Source organism: Methanobrevibacter sp., assembly GCF_045220775.1.
Classification (GTDB): Archaea; Methanobacteriota; Methanobacteria; order Methanobacteriales; family Methanobacteriaceae; genus Methanocatella.
In genome coordinates this window covers 1-21,816 of sequence record NZ_JBGUWC010000172.1, presented here as the reverse complement: position 1 = coordinate 21,816, position 21,816 = coordinate 1, and the positions used below count along the sequence as shown (strand labels likewise).

Below are 21,816 nucleotides of genomic sequence, written 5' to 3'. Positions count from 1 at the left end.
ATATTAATCAGGTGATAAAATGGATATGTTGATTGGCGGAAAACACATTTCAGGCGATGATTTAGAAGAAGTGAAAAACCCATATGATGGTGAAGTAATCGATACAATTCCGATTGCACACCTGCAAACTGCACAACTTGCAATCAATGAAGCAAACAATGCTAAAGGGTCTTTACAGGAAATGTCTGCCTTTAAAGTTTCAAACAAATTATATGATGCAGTTGAAAAATTAAAGGAAAACCGTGAAGACTTTGCAAGGTTATTAACTTTGGAAGTTGGAAAACCAATCAACGAGTCTCTTGTTGAGCTGGACAGATCCATCGAAACATTAAAACTGGCTGCTGAAGAGGCAAAAAGAGTCTATGGCGAAAGCGTACCGCTGGATGCCGGTTTAAATGGAAAAGGATTTTTTGCATTTACCCAAAAAGTGCCTTTAGGTGTTGTTGCAGCAATAACTCCATTCAATTATCCATTGAATTTAACGATTCATAAAATTGCGCCTGCAATTGCATGTAAAAATACTGTCATTGTAAAGCCTCCAACAGAAGCTCCATTGGCTGTAATGAAATTCTGCGAACTGCTCAATGAAGAGTTTCCTGATGGTGTAGTGAATACCGTAACCGGATATGGATCTGAAGTCGGCGATTATCTGGTAACATCACCTGATGTGGATAAGATATCATTCACAGGAAGCGTAACAACCGGCATGATGATATCTCAAAAAGCAGGGATGAAAAAGGTTACATTGGAACTTGGTGGAAACGATCCGATGGTAGTGTTAAAGGATGCCGATATTGATAAGGCAGTAAAAGGTGTCATCAATGGGGCATTCTTAAATGCGGGCCAAGTCTGCATGGGCGTTAAAAGAATCATCATTGAAGATGAAATTGCCGACGAATTTGGCCAAAAATTAGTCGAAGCAACTGAAAAATTGGTTATGGGAAATCCATTAAATAGTGAAACCACATTGGGAACATTGATTTCAGAAAAAGCGGCAATGCAGGTTGAAGAAACAGTAAATAATGCCGTTAAAGCAGGAGCTAAAATATTGACTGGCGGTGTCCGTGACGGTGCATTTTATGAAGCCACAGTAATCGATAATGTAACTCCAGACATGGATTTGGTCGTAAGGGAAACATTCGGGCCGGTAGCACCAATCATTCGTGTAAACTCACTTGAAGAAGCGATTTCAGTTGCCAATGATACGGAATATGGCCTTCAAGCAGGAGTATTTACAGAAAGCTATTCTTCAGCCATGAAATGCGCTCAAGAGATTGAAGCAGGGACTGTATTTATCAATAAGCAATCCACTTTTAGAACAGATAATATGCCGTTTGGAGGGTTTAAAAATAGTGGTGTTGGAAAAGAAGGTATCAAATATGCTGTTGAGGAGATGACCAAAACAAAATTGATTGGTTTGAATTTAAGGTAGAAATATCTACTTATTAATAGCCTCTCACTCCAGGCATCAAAATTAATTTCATCCTTAAATTTAATTCTTTTTCAGTAGGTATTATTTTTGCATGAATTTCATGTATTCCATCCATGAATCCATTATTGAATGTTTCATCATCTACAAAGATGTTAATGTATAATTTATTGCATCCTTCTCCACTAATGTCGTCATGTGCTTGAAGTTCAAATTCTCCATTTGGGAATTTATTTATTAAATGGGGTTTTGTTTCGTTTAATAGTTTTATAAGACCTTTATTTTCTTTGATAAATTCGTGAATTTTTTTAGGATTTCTCATTTCATATAAATTATTCAATTCTTGAAATTCTTTTTCAAACTCAATGTCTGTAAGGTTCATTATATCAACTCTATTTTTTATTATATTTATTTTTTAGATATTCTAGAGATTCTAATCCTTTTTTCACATCTTCTTTTAGTCCTGGTAAAATTTTTTGAAAGTATTCACAATCTTTGCTTTTCCAATCATAATCTGCAAAGCCTCTTATTTCAATTAAGTTATACAAAATATCTCCAATGTATTTTTCTGTTATGTCTTTTGAATACCTTAAGGTATCGCATACTTTTGTATGGATGCCTAGTTTACTTTTAAGATATTCCTTTTTCCTAACTTCAACTAAATATTTCCTTGACTCCCCGAACAAAGCATAATAATCCCTGTTAATTGCAGATCTAATATGTGATTCATCTTCTTTTTGAGATAATTCTTCACCAACATCGTAAAATTCTTTAAAATCGTACATTGCTGTCACCATGTAAAATTGTATTCTTTAAGTAAAATTGCTTTAATAATGGAGTATTGCTTTTAAAACAAATTAATTCTACTTTATTTTTTAATTAAATAGTTTTATGGTTGAATTAATATAAATAACTTTCGTTATGAGTCTAAATAAATTTTACAAGGAAAAATAAATAATAAATAAAGAAAATAAGTTTTTAAACTTATTTTAAGTAGTTTTCAACGAGATTGCGTGTTTCGTTTAGAGACTCCATTGGGATTCCTTTTGGCATGGCTCCAAGCTCGCCGTCAACATCCTTGAGAATGCCATCACCCATTCCCAAAAACATTCCTTCACTTACAATGTCGCTGAATGCCTGTGGCGGAAGTAGGGATACGCCAACTTTATTGTCATCTTTAACATTCAAATCATTTGTCACGACGGTAATTGCACGTTTTCCGAGATTAACATTACAAATTAGGAGCTTATCGTTTTTAGGATGTTTTGTCACACTCATTACCTCTCCAACTTTAATGTCAATTCCCATTATTGGATCATTGATTGGACCTAATGCGAGACGGTCTTGCAATCCGATTATTGTATCGAGGAAAAATCTCACTTTGGCAATGTTTTCTTGGGTTTTTTCCCTGTCTTCTTTAGGAGCATTATTTAAAAATTTTTTATTCCAATCTTCCCCACCTAAACATTCAATTATTTCTAAAGCTTTTTCTTTTAAGGCAACAACATCTGGAGAGTTTACCAACTCATCCCCTTCAAGGTAAGAATAAGTTAATGATTGAAAATCACTGTTCATTTGCCTTCCTATTTCAATTGCTTGTTTTTTATTCCAGCTTCCTCTAAATCCTGCTGTTGGAATGAGATTCAGGTAGTTTTCTCTAGCTTTACTTGCCACTAAAATTCTGTAATCTTTTGTTGTATCCCACATTTCAAGTCTCCTTAATAATCTAAATTATATTTTTTTACTTTATAATTTATTAAATTTTTTCCTATTTTTTGAAAATAAGCTAATTTTTAACTCTAAAAAACATAAACTATTTATATTAACAATAAAATAAACTTATACATATTTATTTAACTATTATTTATGTTGTGGTGAAAATGGTAGAAGTTTCAAAATTACGCAGTTTAGATATTTATACCAACACTGGTCATTATGTTGGTCGTGTAGAAGATGTCGTTCTTAATATCAGATTAGGAACTATTTCAAAATTACAAGTAAGGGCTATTGAACATGAGAGGAAACCTGCGGGAGTGATTAATTCATTTTTAGGAAGTATTCGTGGCGAAATGCCTGAAGAAAATGATATGAGATCTTTCCAAAGTGATTTATTAACAGTTGACTTTGATAAAGTTCAAGCTATTGGGGATATTATGTTGATTAACCCTAGGGATATGAGAAAAGTAAATCCTGAACCACAAATCCCTGAATCCGTAGCCCCAACCGAATCTGAAACTAAACCACAAGGCGAAACTCAAATCCAATTTGAATAAGAAAGATTATAATTAATCTTTCACCAATTCTTTTTTTATAACTTTTTTTTAGTGTGATACTATGAAAGTAGGTATTATAGGCTGTGGAGCTATTGCTAACATTATAACAACAAGCATAGTTCCTGAAGATAATTGTATTGATATTGAATACTTTTTCGATAAGGATATTGAAAGGGCTGAAAATTTGGCAAGTCTTGCAGGCGGTGTGGCTGCACTTGACTTTGATGATATGGTGGACAGTGTCGATTTGGTTTTAGAATGTGCATCACCGGCATCAGTTAAAGAATATGCTCCAAAAGTCCTTGAAAAAGGTGTTGACATGGTTATCATGAGTATTGGGGCATTGATGGATGATGAATTTTATTTGGAAATTGAAAAAATAGCCAAAGAACACAATGCTAAAGTTCATTTGCCATCAGGTGCTATTGTAGGTCTTGATGGAATTAAGGCAGTTGCCAAATTTGGTCTTAAAGAAGTAAGTTTGGTTACTCGCAAGTCTCCAAAATCTCTTGGTAAGGAAATTGATGTTGAAGAAGTATTATTTGAAGGAAAAGCATCTGATGCGGTAAAAGAATTCCCATTAAACATCAATGTTGCAGCAACAATAAGCATTGCCTGCCACAAGGATATTGATGTGAAAATAATAGTTGATCCTAAAGTTGACAGAAATGTTCATGAAATAACCGCAAAAGGTGACTTTGGTGAGTTTAAAACAATCACAATGAATTATCCTTGTTCTGCTAATCCAAAAACAAGTATGTTGGCTGCACTTTCAGCCATTAGATTGCTTAAAAGTTTTAATGAAACTATTAGTGTGGGAATGTAATGAAGGATTATGAAGTTTATTCATCTTTAAAAATTCCTAAAAACTCTAAAATTATTGTTCGTTTAGACGGTAGAAGCTTTCACTCATTGGCTAGCGATTTGAATCTAGAAAAGCCCTATGATGAAAATTTTTATCAGGTAATGTCAAAAGTATGTGAAGATTTGTTTGAAGAATTTTCACCACTTTTTGTTTATGCATTTTCAGATGAAATAAGCTTGCTTTTAGAAAATGTCCCATTTGATGGTCGTGTTGAAAAAATCAATTCAGTAATTGCCAGTTTTGCAGCCAGCTCTTTTGTGATGCATTACAACACTCAATTTAAAAAGCCTCCGGCCTTTGATTCAAGAATAATTCCTGTTTCTGATGACGACATTTTAAAATATTTTAAGTGGAGACAGGATGAGTCCTGGAGAAACTGCGTTAACTCACATGGCATTTCATACCTAAAATCCAAGTATTCAAATTCTGAAGCAAATGATAAAATAAATGGCATGAGCCAAAGTGATGTTCATGAATTATTGTTTAAAAACGGCATTAACTTGAATGATGTTGAGACTTATAAAAAGAGGGGAATCGGAATATACAGGAAAAATAAAAAAGTAGTCGGTTTTAATAAAAAGGAAAATAGAAATCAGACATCCTATAGAAGTTATGTTTACACAGATTGGCAACTTCCAATATTCAGCGAAGAATTCTTTAGAGAAATTGAGGTGATTAAATGAGTTTTATTTCAAAAATATTCGGCAATAATGATGAGGAATTCTCTGAAGTTAGAATTGATAGGGAAGTTCTGGAATCTGTAATCTATTATTCTAAAAAGGCTTATCCTAATGAATTCTTAGCGTTTTTTGATGGGCAGATAAAGGATAAGGTTCTCTACATCACCAGTTTGATATTTGTTCCGGGAGAAACTTCTGAAACCGGAGCGGTCGTTCGCACTGATATGGTTCCAATCAACACCAAATATTTTGGATCCGTTCATTCACACCCTGGCCCAAGTGCAAGGCCTTCAGATGCGGATTTGATTACCTTTTCAAAAAACGGCTATTTCCACATGATTGTATGCCTCCCATATTCTATGGAGACATTTAAAGCTTATGACAGGCATGGTGAGCCTGCTGATTACAGCATTGGAGACTATAGCTATTTGGTGGATAATGATTCTAGCGAATTTTTCGATGAAGACGATGTTTTAACTGATAATGATGTGTTTAAACCGGGCTTTCTTGATGAGGAAGATGATGAGTTTTTCCAAAATCTTGATGAAGAAAGGGCAGACTATTATGATGAATACGAAAAACTACATCAGATTGATGTAATTTCAAATAATCAGTTGCCAAATCATGTAATTAAGATAGAACTTAATCCTGATGGTAGTGTAAAAAGAATTTCCCGTGAATTTAAGAGATAAATCTGTTTTTCAGTTTAAAAAAAATAAAAAAAGAAAAAAAACAATTATGGTGAAATTGTTTTTTATAATTCTAATCCATTAGCTTCATAAACATTGTCTAAAGCTTGGATTTCTTTAATTACGTCTTTTGGAATTTCTTTATCTAAAGTTAGAACCATGATGGCTCTTCCGCCTTTTTCATCTCTTCCAACTTGCATAATTCCAATGTTTACATTGTGTTCGCCTAATTTTGTACCGATTTTTCCAATACTTCCAGGAACATCCTCATATTTTGCAATGAACATGTGTCCTTCAGGAATAACATCGACCCAATAATCATTTACTTTTAGAATTCTTGCTTCGTGCAATTGAGTTCCTTCAGCTGAGAAAACGTCATCTTCACTTTTTGCAATAACTTTAACTAAAGACTCATAGCCTTTTGCATTGCTTTTTCTGCCTTCGGTAATGCTGATTCCTCTGTCTTTGGCGACTAATGCGGCATTAACTGCATTGACAGGAGAGCTTAAGAAAGGATTTACGGCACCTTGGATAACAGTTCTTGTTAAGATTTCAAGGTTGTCAATTTCAGCGAGTTCACCACTGTAAATAATCTCAATTTCTTTAATTTTACCGTTAACTCCTTGGGAAATAAAACAGCCTAATTTTTCACATAATTCCATGTATGGAGATAACTCTTTGTAAGTCTTTCTATCAATACGAGGCATGTTCAATACGTTTTTAGGAGTGTTTCCTTTTGCAAGATCGATAATTTCATCTGCTACAATAATAGCAGCATCTCTTTGAGCTTCTTTTGTTGAAGCTGCGATGTGTGGAGTTAATACGATATTGTCAAGTTCGAATAATTTTGAATCTTCTGCAGGTGGTTCGTTTTCATATACATCAAGAGCAGCACCACCTATTTTATCATTAGCTAAAGCATCATATAATGCCTCTTCATCAATGACTCCTCCACGAGCACAATTAACAATGAATGCGGTGTCTTTCATCATTTCAAATTGTTCTGTGGAAATGGAGTGTTTGGTTTCCGGAGTAAGAGGCACATGGATTGTAATGAAATCTGCATTAACAAGTACGGTTTCTAAATCGGTTAATACAACTCCCATTTGTTTTGCAACTTCTTCCGGCAAGTATGGATCATATGCCATTGCGTCCATACCGAATGCTTGACATCTGTTGACAACTTGAGAACCGATTCTTCCCATTCCGATTACACCAAGGGTTTTATTTCTAAGTTCTACACCCATGAATTTTTTCTTTTCCCATTTGCCTTCTTTTACAGATTTGTCTGCAATGGAGATTTTACGAGCCATGGCTAAGATTAGCCCCATAGTATGTTCAGCTACAGTAACTGAAGTGGATTCCGGTGAGTTCACAACCATAATACCTTTTTCAGTTGCAGCATCGAGGTCAATGTTGTCTACTCCAACACCTGCTCTTGCAATAATCTGTAAATTATCTGCTTTTTCAATAATGTCGGCAGTTACTTTGGTACGACTCCTTACTATAATTCCGTCGTACTCGTGGATGGTATTTGCTAACTCTTCGGGAGTAATGCTGGTGTCAACAGTAACTTCAGCTACTTCCTTTAGGTTTTCAATACCTTGTTCATTAATAGCATCAGCAATAAGTACTTTCATTTTTTCACCATAATTTGTTAATTTAAAAAGAATATTTAATAATAAATATTACTTAAATTTATATCTTTTATAATATTTAAAATTTAAATAAATATTACAATTTTTTTAAATTTTAGTTAAAATTAAATATGATTTAAAATAAATTTAGTTTGAAGTTAACTTAAATAAAAGGTGATAATATGGTAAGTATGGAAGAATTTCCAATTTCAAGCGCAAATTTTATTTCAGGATACAAAATAGTCGAAAATAAAGGATTTGTTTACGGTTTAACCGTACGTGCGAGAGGTATTGGTGGAGATATTGGGGCCGGCCTCAAAGGACTTTTAGGCGGGGAAATCAAACAATATGTTTCAATGATGGAAGATTCAAGGGAAGAATCTATTCAACGCTGCATTGAACATGCAAAAGAATTAGGTGCAAATGCAATCATCTCCGTTAGAATGGACTCCGACAGCATTTCCCAAAACATGCAAGAAGTTTTAACTTACGGTACTGCAGTTGTAATTGAAAAAGAATAGTGATAAAATGTTTTTTGAGGATTTAGAATATAATGGCAAATCTATTCCGCAAACCATATTAGGTTACGGTCCGTTTATGGCGGAACTTTATTTTGGGCATAGATCCAGACTCTACCTGGATGATTTATATAATAATCCTCAAAATATTTCTGAAGTCATTATAGAATCATATAATCAGGGCGTAAGGGCAATCAATCTTGTCAATGACGATAATCTGCTTAAGGCATATGACATTGCAGTTTCTGAAGGTTGTGAGATGAAAGTGATTGCAACCATCGGTAAAAGCGACGTCGATTATTTAAATCCTAATTATGAAGTTGCAAAAGAAGTGGATTGGGATGAGGACATTGATTTATTCAGCCAATATGACTGTCCTTTAATGCTTGTCGATGAGTTCATAACCGATGGCTATGATTGGGGATTGACATCAAAAATTTTGAATAGGATTAATGATGCAGGGTCCCTGTCAGGTCTTGTTACTGCATTTCCGATGAGAACAACTGAACTGATTCCTCAACATTTGGATATGGATTTATTTGATTTTTATATGATTCCTTATAATAGCCTTTCATATATGATGGACATTAGTGCGTTCAATGCTTCTCAAAGGCAGGAATTCATAGAAAAAGTAGTTAGATTAAATAAAAAAATAATTGCCACTAGAATTCTTGCAGCAGGAGTTTTAAAACCACAAGAGGCATTTACTTTTTATAAAAATGTTGATTTTGTAGATGCAATCTGCATGGGCGTTGCCAGCGTCAGTGAAGCTAGTGAAGACTTTACAATCTTAAAAGAGTATTAAAGTTTGACAATTTCGTATTCTTCGAAAGGAACATGACCATCAGCTTCAAGGGATTGATTTAAGTCTGCTAATCCATTAATTAAATCTTTTATATTTTTATTAGATGGTTTTTTACCTGTGATCTGCAAGTATTGTCTAGGTGAAATTTCACAATATTCGCATTCAAAATTACAGCATCTGTCTTTTTCTTCGCAGCCGTATCCCTCTTGAGCTTCATCGGTTCCGATTACAATATCATCTAAGATTCTAGAAACTCTTTCGTCAGATGCAAACATAGCAATTTTTTGGGTTTTGCCGCAAATTCCGATAGCTCTTTGTCCTTTAAAGTTACAAACCCATTTGATTGGATAATTTTCCATGTCTGTAATTTGCAAGTTTTCCATAATACCACACTAATTTTCCTTTCTCTCTTTAATCATTTTCAATAATTCTTTCGAATTTTCAAATTCCTTTAGCTCCCATGATTTTATAACAGGGATTGTGCCAATTGACTCTTTAATCTTATCGTTATTAATTATAAAAACAGGTTCTGATGTTGTTACCATTGACAAATCTTTAAGAGGTATTGCCATTCTTTTCAATGTTTTTTCAGTTCTATTCTTTTCAACATTTGCCATTAATGGAGCATGTTTATCTGAACTTTTCATTTTAGCAACAGCATCAAACGGACTCTTATTTGTGGATAAAACGCCATATCCTAACTTTGATAAATCGTTAACGTCATCAGTATACTCAACATTCTCTTTTTGAGGCTGTTTTAGTAAATCAATGTCTAATGTCACTTTTGTATTCAGGATTTCTTCTAAAATCATTGCGGTTTCAGTATTTGCACGAACGATTCCATTTTCATATTTGTACATTGTAGCACGGGAAACATGTGCAAGATTCGCCAAATCTTTCAGGGACATTGAATATTCTTCCCGGTACTGTTTTATGACATTTCCATCAATTTTAACAAAGTATCCTCCACGATCCGCTAAAATTTCAGGATATTCATTGTATAAAATCATGTTCTTTAAAGTATCAAAGCCAATTGTTGGAATATCATATCTTTCATAGATTACTCCTTCTTCTAAAATACCATTTCTTGATCGTTCTCCAATTATTATTGGAGATGCTAAGAAAATATTAGCTAATTGCTTCATTTCACGAGCATTTTGCTCATTAATGCTGTCAATGTTTAAGAATGTCTTTAGAAGTAAAATTAATAAGTTTTTTCTAGCTACAATATCAAATGAACCTTGGTCATAAATGTCTGAAGTTTTAAAACCTTGTGATGTTAATAAACTTTCAATATTTTGCAGCAGTTGGCTTCGAGTTAACATATTAAATACCTCTCTGTTAACTATATATTCTTTTAACTTAAATATATTTTAATAATTAAAGGTGATTAAGATTAAGTATTTGCATATTGGAATAGACGATACGGATTCTCCTGATGGGATGTGTACAACTTTTTTAGCCAGTCAGATTATTAATAAATTCGAAGATAATGGAATTGAATTGGTTGATTATCCTAGATTGATTAGACTAAATCCATTTGCCCGTTTTAAGACTCGAGGCAATGGAGGAGTTAGTTTAAAAATCCTAAATGATGATAAAGCCAGTTTGGCTCGTGAAATAGTTCTTGAGGAAGTTGAAAAATTGTCCATGTTTGACTGTGATAACACTAATCCTGGCGTAATTTTCTATGAGGGCGAAATTACAAAAGAGATGGAAAATTATGCATTTAGGGCAATTTATGAATTTATTACAATTGAAGAGGCTGAAGAATTTGGAAAATCTGTTGGATGTGAAATCCACAAGTTCAAAAAAGGAAGGGGAATAATCGGATCTATTGCAGCTATTAGCTTGCCTTTAACTGACTTTACTTATGAATTGCTTGCTTATAGGGCAAGTGAAAATTATGGAACTAAAAGACAGATTGATTATGAATCAGTTTATAGAATGGATAAAGAGACTTTCCCAGATACTTTTGAAAACATAGATTATTCTGAAGATTATATTGCAATTGAGCCTAAGACTCCATGCCCTGTTTTATATGGGATTAGGTCAAATACTGTTGAGGCACTAGAAAAAGCAAAAGATATTGTTAAAGTGTCTGAACCCATTGCGGATTCCTGTATTTTTAAGACAAATCAGCACACAGATATGCACATTCAAAAGGCTTCAAACATCAGTGCTATGCAACAATTTGGATGTTATGAGATAGTAGGCGAGGTTAAAAATAAACCTACAATAATTGATGGGGGGCACATGTTCTTTTATATCTTTGATGAGTCCGGTGAGATTGAATGTGGAGCATATGAGCCGACTAAAAACTTCAGAAAAGTGGTTTCCAACTTGCGTCCCGGCGATATCATTAGAGTCTTCGGGGGAATTGGGGAGCAGAATACTTTCAACATCGAGAAGTTTCAGGTTATAAAGTTAAATGATGTTGATTATATGAATCCAATCTGTGAATGTGGAAAGAGAATGACTTCTGCAGGTAAAAATAAAGGATTTAAATGTAAGAAATGTGGAAACAGGATAGAATCAAACGAAAAAGTCCCTGTCAAAATCAGCCGTAATCTAAAGAATAATCAGTTTTATGAAACTCCGGTTTCTGCAAGAAGACACCTTTCAAAGCCACTTTGTCGCATGAATATTCGTGATGATTTCGCCTAAAATTTTCTCATTTTGTGAATAGTAATACTATATTTTATTCTTATTTAGTGAATTTTTTAAAATTAAATGCTATTAATTTAAATATTATGTTTTAAGTAACTATTAGTATATACTGAAATTTCAGAAAATTTTTTAAAACTACATGGGGTTTGTTATTATTCCAACGAAGGGCGATGATGGACAAGTAGAGCATATTTATAGGGAAAAAACGGATAAGCGTATTTTAAAGCGAAACCCTTGGAGAGATTATAGATTACATGTTACTGTACTTATTTTAGTTGTCATCGCTGAATTAATAGGAACTATTAAAATCCCGCTCGCCAAAGATGTTGCAATCACCATAATGCCCCTGATTTATACTATTATTCTAGGACTTGCTTTTTATTTGGCCAAACCGATTACATGGATTAAGAGAAAGCAGGCTCGTATCGCTGAAGGTGCAATGATGCTTTTTATTGGTGTGTTAATTGCAAAATTGGCTGTTTCCAGCGGTCAATCAATCAATCTTATTTTTGATATGGGGCCGGCATTAATCTTACAGGAATTAGGGCATTTAGCAACCATTTTAGTTCTTCCGATTGCACTTCTTTTAGGATTTAAGAAAGAATCTATTGGTATGACAAACTCTATTGGAAGGGAGCCTAACGTTGCTGTTGTTGTTGATAAATATGGTTTCAATTCTCCTGAATCAAGAGGAGTATTTGCGATATTCATCATTGGTACTGTAATAGGTACAATATTTATTAGTTTTTTAGTTACTTTTTCACTGTCATTCATACCGCTTCACCCTTATGCTTATGCAATGGCAAGTGGTGTTGGTAGTGCGAGTATGAATGCAGCAGCTATTGGTCCGACATTAGCAGCATTCCCTGGCCTGGAAACCCAAGTTGAAGCATTTGCAGGATTTAGTAATTTGCTTTCATTCTGTGTTGGAATTTATATTGTCATGTTTATAGCACTTCCATTAACTGAAAAAATGTATGATTGGTTAGAACCTAAAATTGGAAGAGATTCAATAATGCCTAAAGAGGAGGATGAATAATGTCTGATTTAATTGATGGATCTGAAAATGTTTCTGTTCATGGTATCTTTAATTGGATTTTATTATTGGTTATATTTTCAATTATTACAGTGATAGGTAACTATTTGGGATACAAACATCCGATGACAGATTCATTAGTGGGCATGGCGATATTGTCCGGTATTACTCTTATTGGAGTATGGATGGAAAGATATCTGCCATTTGATGTTTCTTCAATTCTTTATATAAGTATAATGGGTATTATATTAGCTTTTCCTGGAATGCCTACCTCTGAATTTGTATTGCATTATGTTTCCCAGATAGAACTTTTATCAATTGTTACAGTATTTCTAGCTTATGTGGGTATTGGTATGGGTAAAAGTTGGGATGAATTTAAGGCTCTTGGTTGGAGAGCGATTGTCATAACTGTTTTAGTTATTGCAGCAACTTATTATGGTGCTGCTATTGTTGCTCATATTGTGCTTGTTTTAACCGGCGTTCCAGCAGTTTAGGTTCAATGTAAAAATTGTTTTATACCGTAACTTAATAATTTTAATAGTACTTTCTACATATAGTATTGTAGGTGTTTTATGTTTTTGCAAAATATTTCTAAATTTATTTCAAACTATCGCTATGAACAGGCTACTGTACAATCACTCAATACAGTTAAGGCCGCTTTTTTAGATTTTTTTGGAGTTACCTATCGTGGAATGGGTGAAGAGGCTTCAAAAATCGCCCTAAATACTGTTGAAGAAATATTTTCAGGAAACTTTAATTCAAATTTACAAGCGTCCATTATTGGAACAGATATTAAAACAGATGTTTTGAGTGCTGCTTTTGTAAATAGTGTTGCGGCACATGTTTTAGAATTGGATGACGGCCATAGGGGTGCTCAAATCCATTTGGGAGCAGTCATATTCCCTACTGCATTAGCAATCTCAGAAGCTTATAATCTGACAGGAAAGGAATTTTTAGAGGGGGTTGTTGTAGGTTATGAGGTAGGGATATTGCTGGGCCAAATAGTAAATCCCGAACATAGAAACAAGGGTTTTCATACAACCGGGACTATAGGCACTTTTATTGCAGGCGCTGTTGCATCTAAACTATTGAAACTTGATGATGAACAAACCTTAAATGCATTGGGTTTGTGTGGAACCCAGGCGGCAGGTCTTCTGGAATCAGACCATGGCGGATCCATGGGTAAAGTATTGCATGCTGGAAAAGCATCTTATAATGGGATTTTATCAGCATTTTTAGCGAGAAACGGTTTTACTGGTAGCGGAACCATTTTTGAAGGTAATGAAGGATTTTTGAAGGCAATGGTTTTTGATGATGATGCTGAAATAGAAAATTTCTCGCTTGAAAATGTATTGAAAGGCATCGGTAAAGTTCGGGTTCGAGATATTTACTTTAAAAAATATCCATTCTGTAGGCATTTGCACTCCTCAATAGATACTGCATTAAAACTTAAGGCCAGCATTGGGGATGAATATGATCATATTCAAAATATAGCTGTTAAAACATATTCTGTTGCTGCAGAACATAATAATTATAATCCTAAAAACTTGGAAGAGCTTAAGCAAAGCCTTCCTTATGCTGTCGCCATTTCTCTGGTTGTTGGCGAAGTTAGTGTTGATGACATAAATCAATTGATTGAATATGGTCTTTTGGATAATTATTCCACTGTTGACAAGGTCAATAGCATTAAGAATTTGGCAAGGGGAATGATTTTGATATCAGATGATGATTTGAATAGGCTATATCCATCTAAACGACCATCAAATGTTATCATTAAATTGGACGATACTTTTAGAAATGGGATTTTCCAAAACATTACTCTGCTTCCAAAAGGAGATTTTGAAAATCCTCTGCAGCTTAGGGATTTGATAGATAAATTCAAAAGCTTAAATCCACTTTATAATGTTAAAAATTTAACTGTTATTGATTCTATTGAAGATTATACTATGAATTATGTTGTTCGTAAATTAAATGAGTAGATAATATGGAAAATACAAAAGCATTCCTTAAAGAAATAGGTATAAATGAAGTTTCAGATGATTATGAATCAACTAAACGTTTTAATGATGGAGGACAGTACCGTTTTGAAGTTCCGGGTATCCAGTCTCCCAAATCAATGAGCGCTCTTTTAAAAGAATCTGTAAAACAAAACGTTTTCATTCATCGCGTTACTCAAACTAAAGGAATAATGATGTTAACAGATGATGAAATCGAAAAAATGGTCGATTTGGCTAAAACATATAAGTGTGAGCTATTTTTAGCTGTTGGTCCTAGAGCAACATACGATACTTCAGCAACTGTCCATACTAAAGAGGGAAGTAGAATTGGTTATCGCTTAAGGGGTTACGATAATTTAGTTTATGCAATTGAGGACGTAAAAAGGGCTTGCAGGTTAGGCGTTCGCGGAATTCTATTATATGATGAAGGCCTACTTTGGGTTTTAAATAAAATGAGGGCCGAAGGCGAAATACCGGATAATGTTCACTTTAAGCTATCCGCTCATGCAGGCCATTCCAATCCCGCTTCGGCAAAACTATTGGAATCTCAAGGCCTTAATTCCTTAAATCCAGTAAGGGATTTGCAAATTCCGATGATTGCAGCAATTAGGGATGCATGTGATATGACTATAGATTTGCATACTGAAAATCCGAAATCCACCGGAGGATTCATAAGGCATTATGAAGTTCCAAAATTTATTAAAGTTGCAGCACCGGTTTATTTAAAAACTGGAGGATCTGTTGCGGCCAATCATAACTGGGACACTACAGAAAAAGAAGCTATAGCACGTGTAAAACAAGTTTTGCTTGTTAAAAGAATGATTGATGAGTATTGTCCCGATGCAATTGCTTCTCCAAATGAATCAGATGATTTGTCTATTCCTGAGTGATTTTATGGATATTATAGATGAAATCTCAAAAACCATTATAAAAGCATCAACTACTCTTTCTTGCGATAAGTTAAATGCCCTAAAAGGGGCTATTGAAATTGAAGACAATGCTAATGCAAAATGGGCATTGGAGCAAATTTTGGAAAATTATCATGTGGCTCAAAAGACTAAATTTCCTTTATGTGATGACACTGGAATTCCTCATGTCATTATTGAAATTGGAGAAAATAGAGAAATTTCAGGTGAACTCTTAAATCAAATTCATGAAGGCATCGCTTTAGGTTTAAATAATCTTCCAGCAAGACCTATGGCAGTAAAAGGAAGTGAAATTGAGCGAATTGAACAAAGCAAGGGTTTATATGAAAAGCCAGGAATGCTTCGCCCGGCATCTATTTTAATTGACAGTGCTAATGACGAATCTACATATCAGAGGGACATTGGTCCAGATACATTAAACATGCATTTTTTGCTTGAAGGCGGAGGGCCGGAAATAAGGGCGAAAACGTATAGGGTTTATCATAAAAGGTCTTTTGAAAATGTGATAGGCACTGCATGTGAATGGCTTGAGGAGTCCTTGAAAATGTTGGGATGCACCCCTTCAATTCCGGCTATCGGTATCGGAAGGACACATTTCGAGGCAACTTCGCTTCTTTTGAAATCGATTGCCTATGGGAATTTGGACTGTCAAAGCGAACATGAACAATTCATAACTGATAAATTAAATGAAACAGGCATCGGGCCTTTAGGATTGGGTGGAAGAACTACAGTATTGGGTGCTTATCTTAATATTGGAAACCAAAGGGCTAGCGGTGTCAGAATCGTTTCTGTAAGGCCTTCATGTTTTGTAGAGCCAAGAGTAGCAACGCTAAAATTGTAAATGTTTATATATTATTTAAGATTACTTTTAATTAACTAAACTAAAAGGTATTAAAAATGCAAGAAAATAATTTCAGAGTTAATCCGCATCGTTTAAAAACAGCCATTACAAGAGTTGAAACAGATAAGATTGTGACTAGAGGATATAATCAACGAGATTTGATAGAAAAAATCAGATACAGCGATATGATCTTTTTGCTTTTGAGAGGGAGATTGCCATCACCTAAAGAAGGAAAAATGTTCAACCAGGTGTTAGTGTCATTTTGTGACCATGGTGTTACACCGCCAAGTACTCAGACAGCACGTCTTGTAGCATCTTCCGGTTCTCCAATGAACTCGGCAGTTTCAGGAGCATTATTATCTTTTGGACATAAACATGCAGGAGCAATAGAAAAAACAATGGAATTATATCAATCAAAGATTAACTCTTTGTATATTACTGAGGATTCTGATATTGATAATAAGCAAATAGCTAGTTTGGCCATTGATATTTATAATGAATATGTCATAGGCAATAAAAAAATACCTGGTTTTGGCCATAGGTATCATAATGTTGATCCAAGGGCTGAAAAACTAATGGAGCTTGCTATAAAACAAGGTTTCATTGGCCCTCATATTAAGTTGGCATTGGCTGTTGAAGATTTAATCAATGAAAAAAAGCATATATGTCTTAATGTTGATGGGGCAAATGCAGCAATTCTATCCGATTTAGGATTTACCCCGGATTTAGGTTTGGGTGTATTTATAATTGGCAGAGTTCCGGGCATAATTGCCCATATTCATGAAGAAAACATGGAAGAAGATGAATTTAGAAAGTTCTGTGATTTGGATGACGTAATTTATAAAAGCGGGAGATAAAAATGGAATTTAAAGATGTAATCAATGAAAGGTACAGTGTTAGAGGATACTTGGATAAAGAGGTTGAAAAAGAAAAATTGGAATATGTCCTAAAGGCGGCCACATTAGCTCCAACAGGTGTTAATAATCAGCCTTTTAAAGTTTATGTTATTGACACTAAAAAACATAAAGATGAATTATCTGAAATCTATGCGGCCAATTGGTTTGTTGAAGCTCCTTATGTATTATGTGTTGTTGCTTTAAAAGATAAAGCATGGACAAGGCCGTGGGATATGAAAAACATTGCAGATATTGATGCAACAATCGTAATGGATCATATGATTCTTGCAGCTACCGATGTGGGTCTTGGAACATGTTATATTGGTGCATTCAAGAAAAATAAAGCTCAACAATTTTTAAACTTGGATGAAAACGAAGAAGCGGTATTGTTCACTCCTTTAGGATACGGAAATGCTGAACCTCGTGATACTCCAAGAAAAGAATTAGATGAATTTGTTGTGTACATGGATTAAAATGAAGCTTTTTATTTTGCCAGCAGATAATTCTAAGGAAATGGATCAAATTTCTGAAGAATTATCTTTAAAAAAGTTCAAACTCATTGATGAAGATAAAGATTTCATTTTGATGAGGAAAAGAAGAGTTGGTAATATTTTAATCCATGCGGTTTGTTTAGTTATAGCATTGGGTTATTTTGCCCCATTGCTCTTTGTAAATGTAATTTATTTCACCTATTCTTATCTGTGGGCTTCTCCGCATGTGCTCATTACAACAGAAAAAGTTGATGATGAAGGAAATCCTTTGGAGTTTGATAGTATGGATGAAGTTTTAAACAAGGCTACTGCTATTCTATAAGTTCATCTACACTATATTCTTCTATTTTTCTAATTACCAATGGAGTCTTTGCATTAATGTATTCTGATTCTTCGCCTATTTTTGCATCAATAAAGACTTTATCTACACTAGGTTCTGTAAATAAAGTCACAATATCGCTGATAAATTCATCATAATCTTTCTGTGCTTGTTCATCACTGAATCCTAGGCGCGGAAGCTCATCTGTCCAAATGTCCTCGCTTGGAGAGAATTTTTTATCAGCAAGTTTATCATTTTTTATTTCACCGTCTAAGATTAGTGAAAAATTTTTATTTAAGATTATCCAAACTGCTCTTTCCATATATACTCATTTCATAATATAATGATATAAATATTATGAAAAATAAATAAGAATTAGTGTTATTATGGCAAATGTTAAAATGTTTAAATTATTAGGGGCAGTATTGGCTTTAATGTTAATTGTTTGGGGTTTATCACCGATTTTTAGACATGAAGCTTTAACAAATGATGTGATGGCCACTGCAATCATATTGATACTAATAGGTATTGCCTATTTAATAATCCTGTATAACCCTAGTTGGACCAAGGCGGTTTTCTTTTTTGAAGGAATTGTCATTACTGTTTGCGGGTATATGTTATTAGATTATCCGTACAATTTAGAGCTTGTTATAGTGGGTCTTATTATTATTGCAATTGCTATTCTTGCTTATTTACAGAAATTGCCGGCTAATATTTTGAAATGGTTTTATAGATAAATAATTTATCTTTTATTCTTTTTTTTAATAATTTTTTTCATGTAAATTTAATCTTTTAAATACTTTTTTTTAATTTATTTTAAATTTAAGCTATTTTTACTAATATTAAATAGTAAAAGATATATATATTGCTCAACAAAAATAAATACACCATGGTGATTAATTATGGCAGAGATATCAGACGCAATCGCAATGATAAAAAAAGCCGAATCTGATGCTGAACAATTAATAGTTGATTCAAAAGCTCAATCAAAAGATTTGATTGCAGAGTCAAGATTAAAAGCTGAAGAATTTGTTTCTGAAGCTGTAATTGCAGCAGAAGAGGAAGCTCAAAAAACTGTTTTTGATGCAGAAGATAAAGCTAAAAAAGAAGCACAAACAATTGCCGAAAAGTCTAAAGGCGAAGTAAAAGCTTTAAAAGACAAATCTATGGTAAATGTTGACGAAGCTGCTTCTATTATTGTCAAAAATATTTTGTAGTGTGAGTTTATATGTTCAAGACAGCTAGAATGCGTAAAATTAGAATTGTTACACTGGACAAGTATGTAGCCCCTACAGTGGATGCTCTCCACGAATCAGGGCTTATACAAGTCAGTGATATTTCTGAAAGCATTCAGCAGGATCCTGAATTGGCGGAATTAGTTACTCCTTCAAAAGCCTCTCCTTACACTGGTAAATTATCTTCACTTCTAATGAAGACAAATGGTATATCTGAACTCTTAGGAAATTCTTTATCAGAAGGCCATGGGTTAAAAGACTTAGTAATGTCTTTTATAAGTCCAGACATGCCTGTTCAAAAAGAAGTAGAAAAATTGGATACTGAAGCTTTTATTGCAAAAGCCGAAGATACTTTAGCAGAAGTAGAGAGTAAAACAAGTGTGATTGAAGGAAAATTAGCCGCACTCGACACTGAAACAAGTGAACTACAGTCTAATAAAAGTTTGGCTAAACGTTTATCTAATTTTGACATGGATTTAGCTCTTTTAAAAGATTCAAAGTACACTTCTACTACTGTTGGTAGGATTAATGCTGAATCTTCTTCAGAAATCAAAAAAGAATTAAGTAACTTGACTGATGAATTAGAAATATTTACTGTTCCTATGGATGATGATGACGGAGAAATCATCGTTGTAGTAACATTAAAAGAATTTAGTGATGATGTTTATTCAACACTTCGTAAGTTTGACTTTGAGAGAATTGAAGTAGGTGATGTTGAAGGTACTCCTCAACATGTTATTTCAAGTGCTGATTCCAGATTATTAACCATTGATTCAGAACGCGAGTCCATTAAAAAAGATTTAAGGGCAGTTGCTGAAAAATATGATGATGATATATTAGCTCTCAAAGAACAATTGGAAAATGAAAAAGAAAAGAACGAAATCCTTTCATCCTTTGTTCAAACTAATGATGCTTACGTTCTTGAAGCATGGGTACCTGTTGAAGATACCGAAAAAGTTGAGCAATTAGTTGAAAAAAGTTCTGATGGACATTGTGCCTTTGAAACAATAGAGGTTGAAGGTACTGATGATGAAAATGTTCCTATTCTACAGAAAAACGGATGGTATGCAAAACCTTTCGAATACCTCGTAGATATGTACGCTCCAGTGCGTTATAATGCGATTGATCCAACAATATTTGTTGCGATTACTTTCCCATTCTTCTTCGGGTTCTGTTTAACCGATGCAGTATATGGTTTGGTTGTAGCGGCTATTGGTGTTGTATTATTGAAAGGTCTTGGAAAAGTTAAAGAATCAATGCATTCATTCGGTTGGATTTTAATCTGGTCCGGTCTTTGGGCCGTTGTACTGGGTTTGATAACCAATGGGTTTATTGGGGACTTCCCAGAAAGAATAGCCGGTTTCCGTTTGCCAACCGTATTTGCTCCAGTTGAAGCATTTAAACATCCTGAAACCATTTTAATAATAGCTATTGCTGTTGGTTTAATCTATGTAAATATCGGATTTATATTAGGTGCTATTAACAACTTAAGATACGGAAGGACTAAAGAAGCTTTAGGTTCTCAAATTTGTTGGTTTGTATTTGAAGCAGGATTAATTTTCCTTGTATTAGGATTCATGATGCCAGCAATCGGCATGATTGGTATGGCATTAGGTGCAATTTTAATAATTGCAGCTATTGGAATATTAATTTGGGCTAATGGTGCATTCGGATTAATGGATATCTTCGGATTCTTGGGAGATGTTTTATCCTTTGCTCGTCTTTTAGCATTATGTTTAGCTACAGGCGGTATTGCTATGACTGTAAACATCTTAGCACAAATGCTTGATCAAATGGTTCCATTTGCAGGAATTGTACTTGCAGTAATCGTATTCATATTTGGTCATATTGCAAACTTCGCTTTCCAAGTATTAGGTGCATTTATTAACGCTTTACGTCTTAACTATGTAGAGTTCTTCGCACAATTCTTTGAAGAAGGTAAAGGTAAATTCGATGCTTTCAAAGCAAAAAGGACATTTACAAAAGTTAAAAATTAAAAATTTTTCATTTATATATTAAATAAAAAAATTTAAAAAAATCAATATTATTTCAAAGGTGAATAAATATGGTAGAAATTGCTTTAGGTACTGCTTTAGCAGCTATTGGTGCTGGAGTAGCAATTGGTTTTGCCGGTTTAGGTTCCGGTTTAGGGCAAGGTATGGCAGCTGCTGGTTCTGTAGGTGCAGTTGCAGAAGACAATGACATGTTTGCAAGAGGTATTATTTTCTCTGCATTGCCAGAAACTCAGGCTATTTATGGGTTCTTGGTTGCAATCTTATTATTAGTATTCTCAGGATTATTAGGTGGAGGACAAGGATTACCTACCGAAGCAGGTATTGTTGCTATTGGTGTAGGTGCATCCATTGGTTTCGCTGGTTTAGGTTCCGGTATGGGACAAGGTATGGCAGCAGCATCCTCTGTCGGTGCTATTGTAGAAGACAATGATATGTTTGCTCGTGGTATTATTTTCTCTGCATTACCAGAGACACAAGCTATTTACGGTTTCTTG

The 21,816-nt window shown here is 34.1% G+C and carries 27 protein-coding genes; 20 read left to right on the top strand and 7 right to left on the bottom strand.

Annotated features, from left to right (window positions below):
- Nucleotides 1-19 precede the first annotated feature (19 nt).
- A complete protein-coding gene (locus ACJROP_RS11520) occupies nt 20-1,432 on the top strand; it encodes a lactaldehyde dehydrogenase (RefSeq protein WP_406535610.1) in 1,413 nt (470 codons plus the stop codon).
- Between the two features lie 13 nt (nt 1,433-1,445).
- Here ACJROP_RS11520 and ACJROP_RS11515 read toward each other — a convergent pair whose 3' ends face one another.
- The 3 genes from ACJROP_RS11515 to ACJROP_RS11505 form a co-directional block, all read right to left on the bottom strand.
- A complete protein-coding gene (locus ACJROP_RS11515) occupies nt 1,446-1,811 on the bottom strand; it encodes a hypothetical protein (protein WP_406535609.1) in 366 nt (121 codons plus the stop codon).
- A 10-nt stretch (nt 1,812-1,821) separates the two neighbouring features.
- Nucleotides 1,822-2,214, bottom strand: a complete 393-nt coding sequence (locus ACJROP_RS11510) for a hypothetical protein (RefSeq protein WP_406535608.1) — start codon at nt 2,212-2,214, stop codon at nt 1,822-1,824.
- 199 nt (nt 2,215-2,413) lie between these two features.
- Entirely contained in the window at nt 2,414-3,136 is a 723-nt protein-coding gene (locus ACJROP_RS11505; protein WP_406535607.1) for a tRNA-binding protein, read from the bottom strand.
- A gap of 173 nt (nt 3,137-3,309) precedes the next feature.
- Between ACJROP_RS11505 and ACJROP_RS11500 the strand changes: the two genes are divergently transcribed.
- From ACJROP_RS11500 to ACJROP_RS11485, 4 genes are all read left to right on the top strand, one after another.
- Nucleotides 3,310-3,702: a PRC-barrel domain-containing protein gene (locus tag ACJROP_RS11500; RefSeq protein WP_406535606.1), complete on the top strand. Its 393-nt coding sequence runs from the start codon at nt 3,310-3,312 to the stop codon at nt 3,700-3,702.
- 61 nt (nt 3,703-3,763) lie between these two features.
- Nucleotides 3,764-4,528: an aspartate dehydrogenase gene (locus ACJROP_RS11495; RefSeq protein ID WP_406535605.1), complete on the top strand. Its 765-nt coding sequence runs from the start codon at nt 3,764-3,766 to the stop codon at nt 4,526-4,528.
- A complete protein-coding gene (locus ACJROP_RS11490) occupies nt 4,528-5,250 on the top strand; it encodes a tRNA(His) guanylyltransferase Thg1 family protein (RefSeq protein WP_406535604.1) in 723 nt (240 codons plus the stop codon). Before ACJROP_RS11495 ends, ACJROP_RS11490 begins: the two co-directional genes overlap by 1 nt.
- A complete protein-coding gene (locus tag ACJROP_RS11485; RefSeq protein ID WP_406535603.1) occupies nt 5,247-5,939 on the top strand; it encodes a Mov34/MPN/PAD-1 family protein in 693 nt (230 codons plus the stop codon). The genes ACJROP_RS11490 and ACJROP_RS11485 overlap by 4 nt, the downstream gene beginning before the upstream one ends.
- Nucleotides 5,940-6,001: 62 nt before the next feature.
- On the opposite strand, the gene serA is transcribed toward ACJROP_RS11485, so the two are convergent.
- A complete protein-coding gene (serA, locus tag ACJROP_RS11480) occupies nt 6,002-7,576 on the bottom strand; it encodes a phosphoglycerate dehydrogenase (protein WP_406535602.1) in 1,575 nt (524 codons plus the stop codon).
- Nucleotides 7,577-7,755: 179 nt separating this feature from the next.
- Here serA and ACJROP_RS11475 point away from each other — a divergent pair, with 179 nt between their 5' ends.
- Both ACJROP_RS11475 and ACJROP_RS11470 read left to right on the top strand, forming a co-directional pair.
- The gene (locus ACJROP_RS11475) at nt 7,756-8,094 is read left to right on the top strand and encodes a heavy metal-binding domain-containing protein (RefSeq protein WP_406535601.1); all 339 of its coding nucleotides are present in this window, start codon (nt 7,756-7,758) and stop codon (nt 8,092-8,094) included.
- 7 nt (nt 8,095-8,101) lie between these two features.
- Nucleotides 8,102-8,896, top strand: coding sequence for a hypothetical protein (locus ACJROP_RS11470; RefSeq protein ID WP_406535600.1), 795 nt, complete (start codon nt 8,102-8,104; stop codon nt 8,894-8,896).
- Here the strand turns inward: ACJROP_RS11470 and ACJROP_RS11465 are convergent.
- Complete coding sequence (locus tag ACJROP_RS11465; protein ID WP_406535599.1) at nt 8,893-9,279, bottom strand: hypothetical protein; 387 nt, start codon at nt 9,277-9,279, stop codon at nt 8,893-8,895. The two genes, ACJROP_RS11470 and ACJROP_RS11465, sit on opposite strands and share 4 nt — an antisense overlap.
- A gap of 9 nt (nt 9,280-9,288) precedes the next feature.
- Nucleotides 9,289-10,221 carry a transcriptional regulator gene (locus ACJROP_RS11460; RefSeq protein WP_406535598.1) on the bottom strand — a complete coding sequence of 311 codons (933 nt, stop codon included), beginning with the start codon at nt 10,219-10,221 and terminating at the stop codon, nt 9,289-9,291.
- Between the two features lie 61 nt (nt 10,222-10,282).
- On the opposite strand from ACJROP_RS11460, the gene ACJROP_RS11455 reads away from it, so the two are divergent.
- The 9 genes from ACJROP_RS11455 (at nt 10,283) to ACJROP_RS11415 (ending at nt 18,075) form a co-directional block, all read left to right on the top strand.
- Nucleotides 10,283-11,563 (top strand): DUF1743 domain-containing protein, encoded by a 1,281-nt coding sequence (locus ACJROP_RS11455; RefSeq protein ID WP_406535597.1) that lies wholly within the window; start codon nt 10,283-10,285, stop codon nt 11,561-11,563.
- Nucleotides 11,564-11,705: 142 nt separating this feature from the next.
- Entirely contained in the window at nt 11,706-12,605 is a 900-nt protein-coding gene (locus ACJROP_RS11450) for a DUF3100 domain-containing protein (protein WP_406535596.1), read from the top strand.
- On the top strand, nt 12,605-13,096 hold the full coding sequence (locus ACJROP_RS11445) for a hypothetical protein (RefSeq protein ID WP_406535595.1): 492 nt from the start codon (nt 12,605-12,607) through the stop codon (nt 13,094-13,096). Before ACJROP_RS11450 ends, ACJROP_RS11445 begins: the two co-directional genes overlap by 1 nt.
- Before the next feature lie 78 nt (nt 13,097-13,174).
- Nucleotides 13,175-14,581 carry an MmgE/PrpD family protein gene (locus tag ACJROP_RS11440; protein ID WP_406535594.1) on the top strand — a complete coding sequence of 469 codons (1,407 nt, stop codon included), beginning with the start codon at nt 13,175-13,177 and terminating at the stop codon, nt 14,579-14,581.
- Between the two features lie 5 nt (nt 14,582-14,586).
- Nucleotides 14,587-15,489, top strand: a complete 903-nt coding sequence (locus tag ACJROP_RS11435) for a peptidase (RefSeq protein WP_406535593.1) — start codon at nt 14,587-14,589, stop codon at nt 15,487-15,489.
- A 4-nt stretch (nt 15,490-15,493) separates the two neighbouring features.
- Nucleotides 15,494-16,366, top strand: a complete 873-nt coding sequence (locus ACJROP_RS11430; RefSeq protein ID WP_406535592.1) for a fumarate hydratase — start codon at nt 15,494-15,496, stop codon at nt 16,364-16,366.
- A gap of 56 nt (nt 16,367-16,422) precedes the next feature.
- Complete coding sequence (locus ACJROP_RS11425; protein WP_406535591.1) at nt 16,423-17,223, top strand: citryl-CoA lyase; 801 nt, start codon at nt 16,423-16,425, stop codon at nt 17,221-17,223.
- A gap of 2 nt (nt 17,224-17,225) precedes the next feature.
- A complete protein-coding gene (locus tag ACJROP_RS11420; RefSeq protein ID WP_406535590.1) occupies nt 17,226-17,735 on the top strand; it encodes a nitroreductase family protein in 510 nt (169 codons plus the stop codon).
- 16 nt (nt 17,736-17,751) lie between these two features.
- On the top strand, nt 17,752-18,075 hold the full coding sequence (locus ACJROP_RS11415) for a hypothetical protein (RefSeq protein ID WP_406535589.1): 324 nt from the start codon (nt 17,752-17,754) through the stop codon (nt 18,073-18,075).
- On the opposite strand, the gene ACJROP_RS11410 is transcribed toward ACJROP_RS11415, so the two are convergent.
- Nucleotides 18,065-18,394, bottom strand: a complete 330-nt coding sequence (locus tag ACJROP_RS11410; RefSeq protein ID WP_406535588.1) for a hypothetical protein — start codon at nt 18,392-18,394, stop codon at nt 18,065-18,067. The genes ACJROP_RS11415 and ACJROP_RS11410 overlap by 11 nt on opposite strands.
- Before the next feature lie 64 nt (nt 18,395-18,458).
- Between ACJROP_RS11410 and ACJROP_RS11405 the strand changes: the two genes are divergently transcribed.
- The 4 genes from ACJROP_RS11405 to ACJROP_RS11390 form a co-directional block, all read left to right on the top strand.
- Nucleotides 18,459-18,809, top strand: a complete 351-nt coding sequence (locus ACJROP_RS11405; protein WP_406535587.1) for a hypothetical protein — start codon at nt 18,459-18,461, stop codon at nt 18,807-18,809.
- 165 nt (nt 18,810-18,974) lie between these two features.
- The gene (locus ACJROP_RS11400; protein ID WP_406535586.1) at nt 18,975-19,289 is read left to right on the top strand and encodes a V-type ATP synthase subunit H; all 315 of its coding nucleotides are present in this window, start codon (nt 18,975-18,977) and stop codon (nt 19,287-19,289) included.
- 11 nt (nt 19,290-19,300) lie between these two features.
- Nucleotides 19,301-21,304: a V-type ATP synthase subunit I gene (locus ACJROP_RS11395; RefSeq protein ID WP_406535585.1), complete on the top strand. Its 2,004-nt coding sequence runs from the start codon at nt 19,301-19,303 to the stop codon at nt 21,302-21,304.
- A 68-nt stretch (nt 21,305-21,372) separates the two neighbouring features.
- A partial coding sequence (locus ACJROP_RS11390; RefSeq protein ID WP_406535584.1) for a V-type ATP synthase subunit K occupies nt 21,373-21,816 on the top strand: 444 nt, incomplete at its 3' end.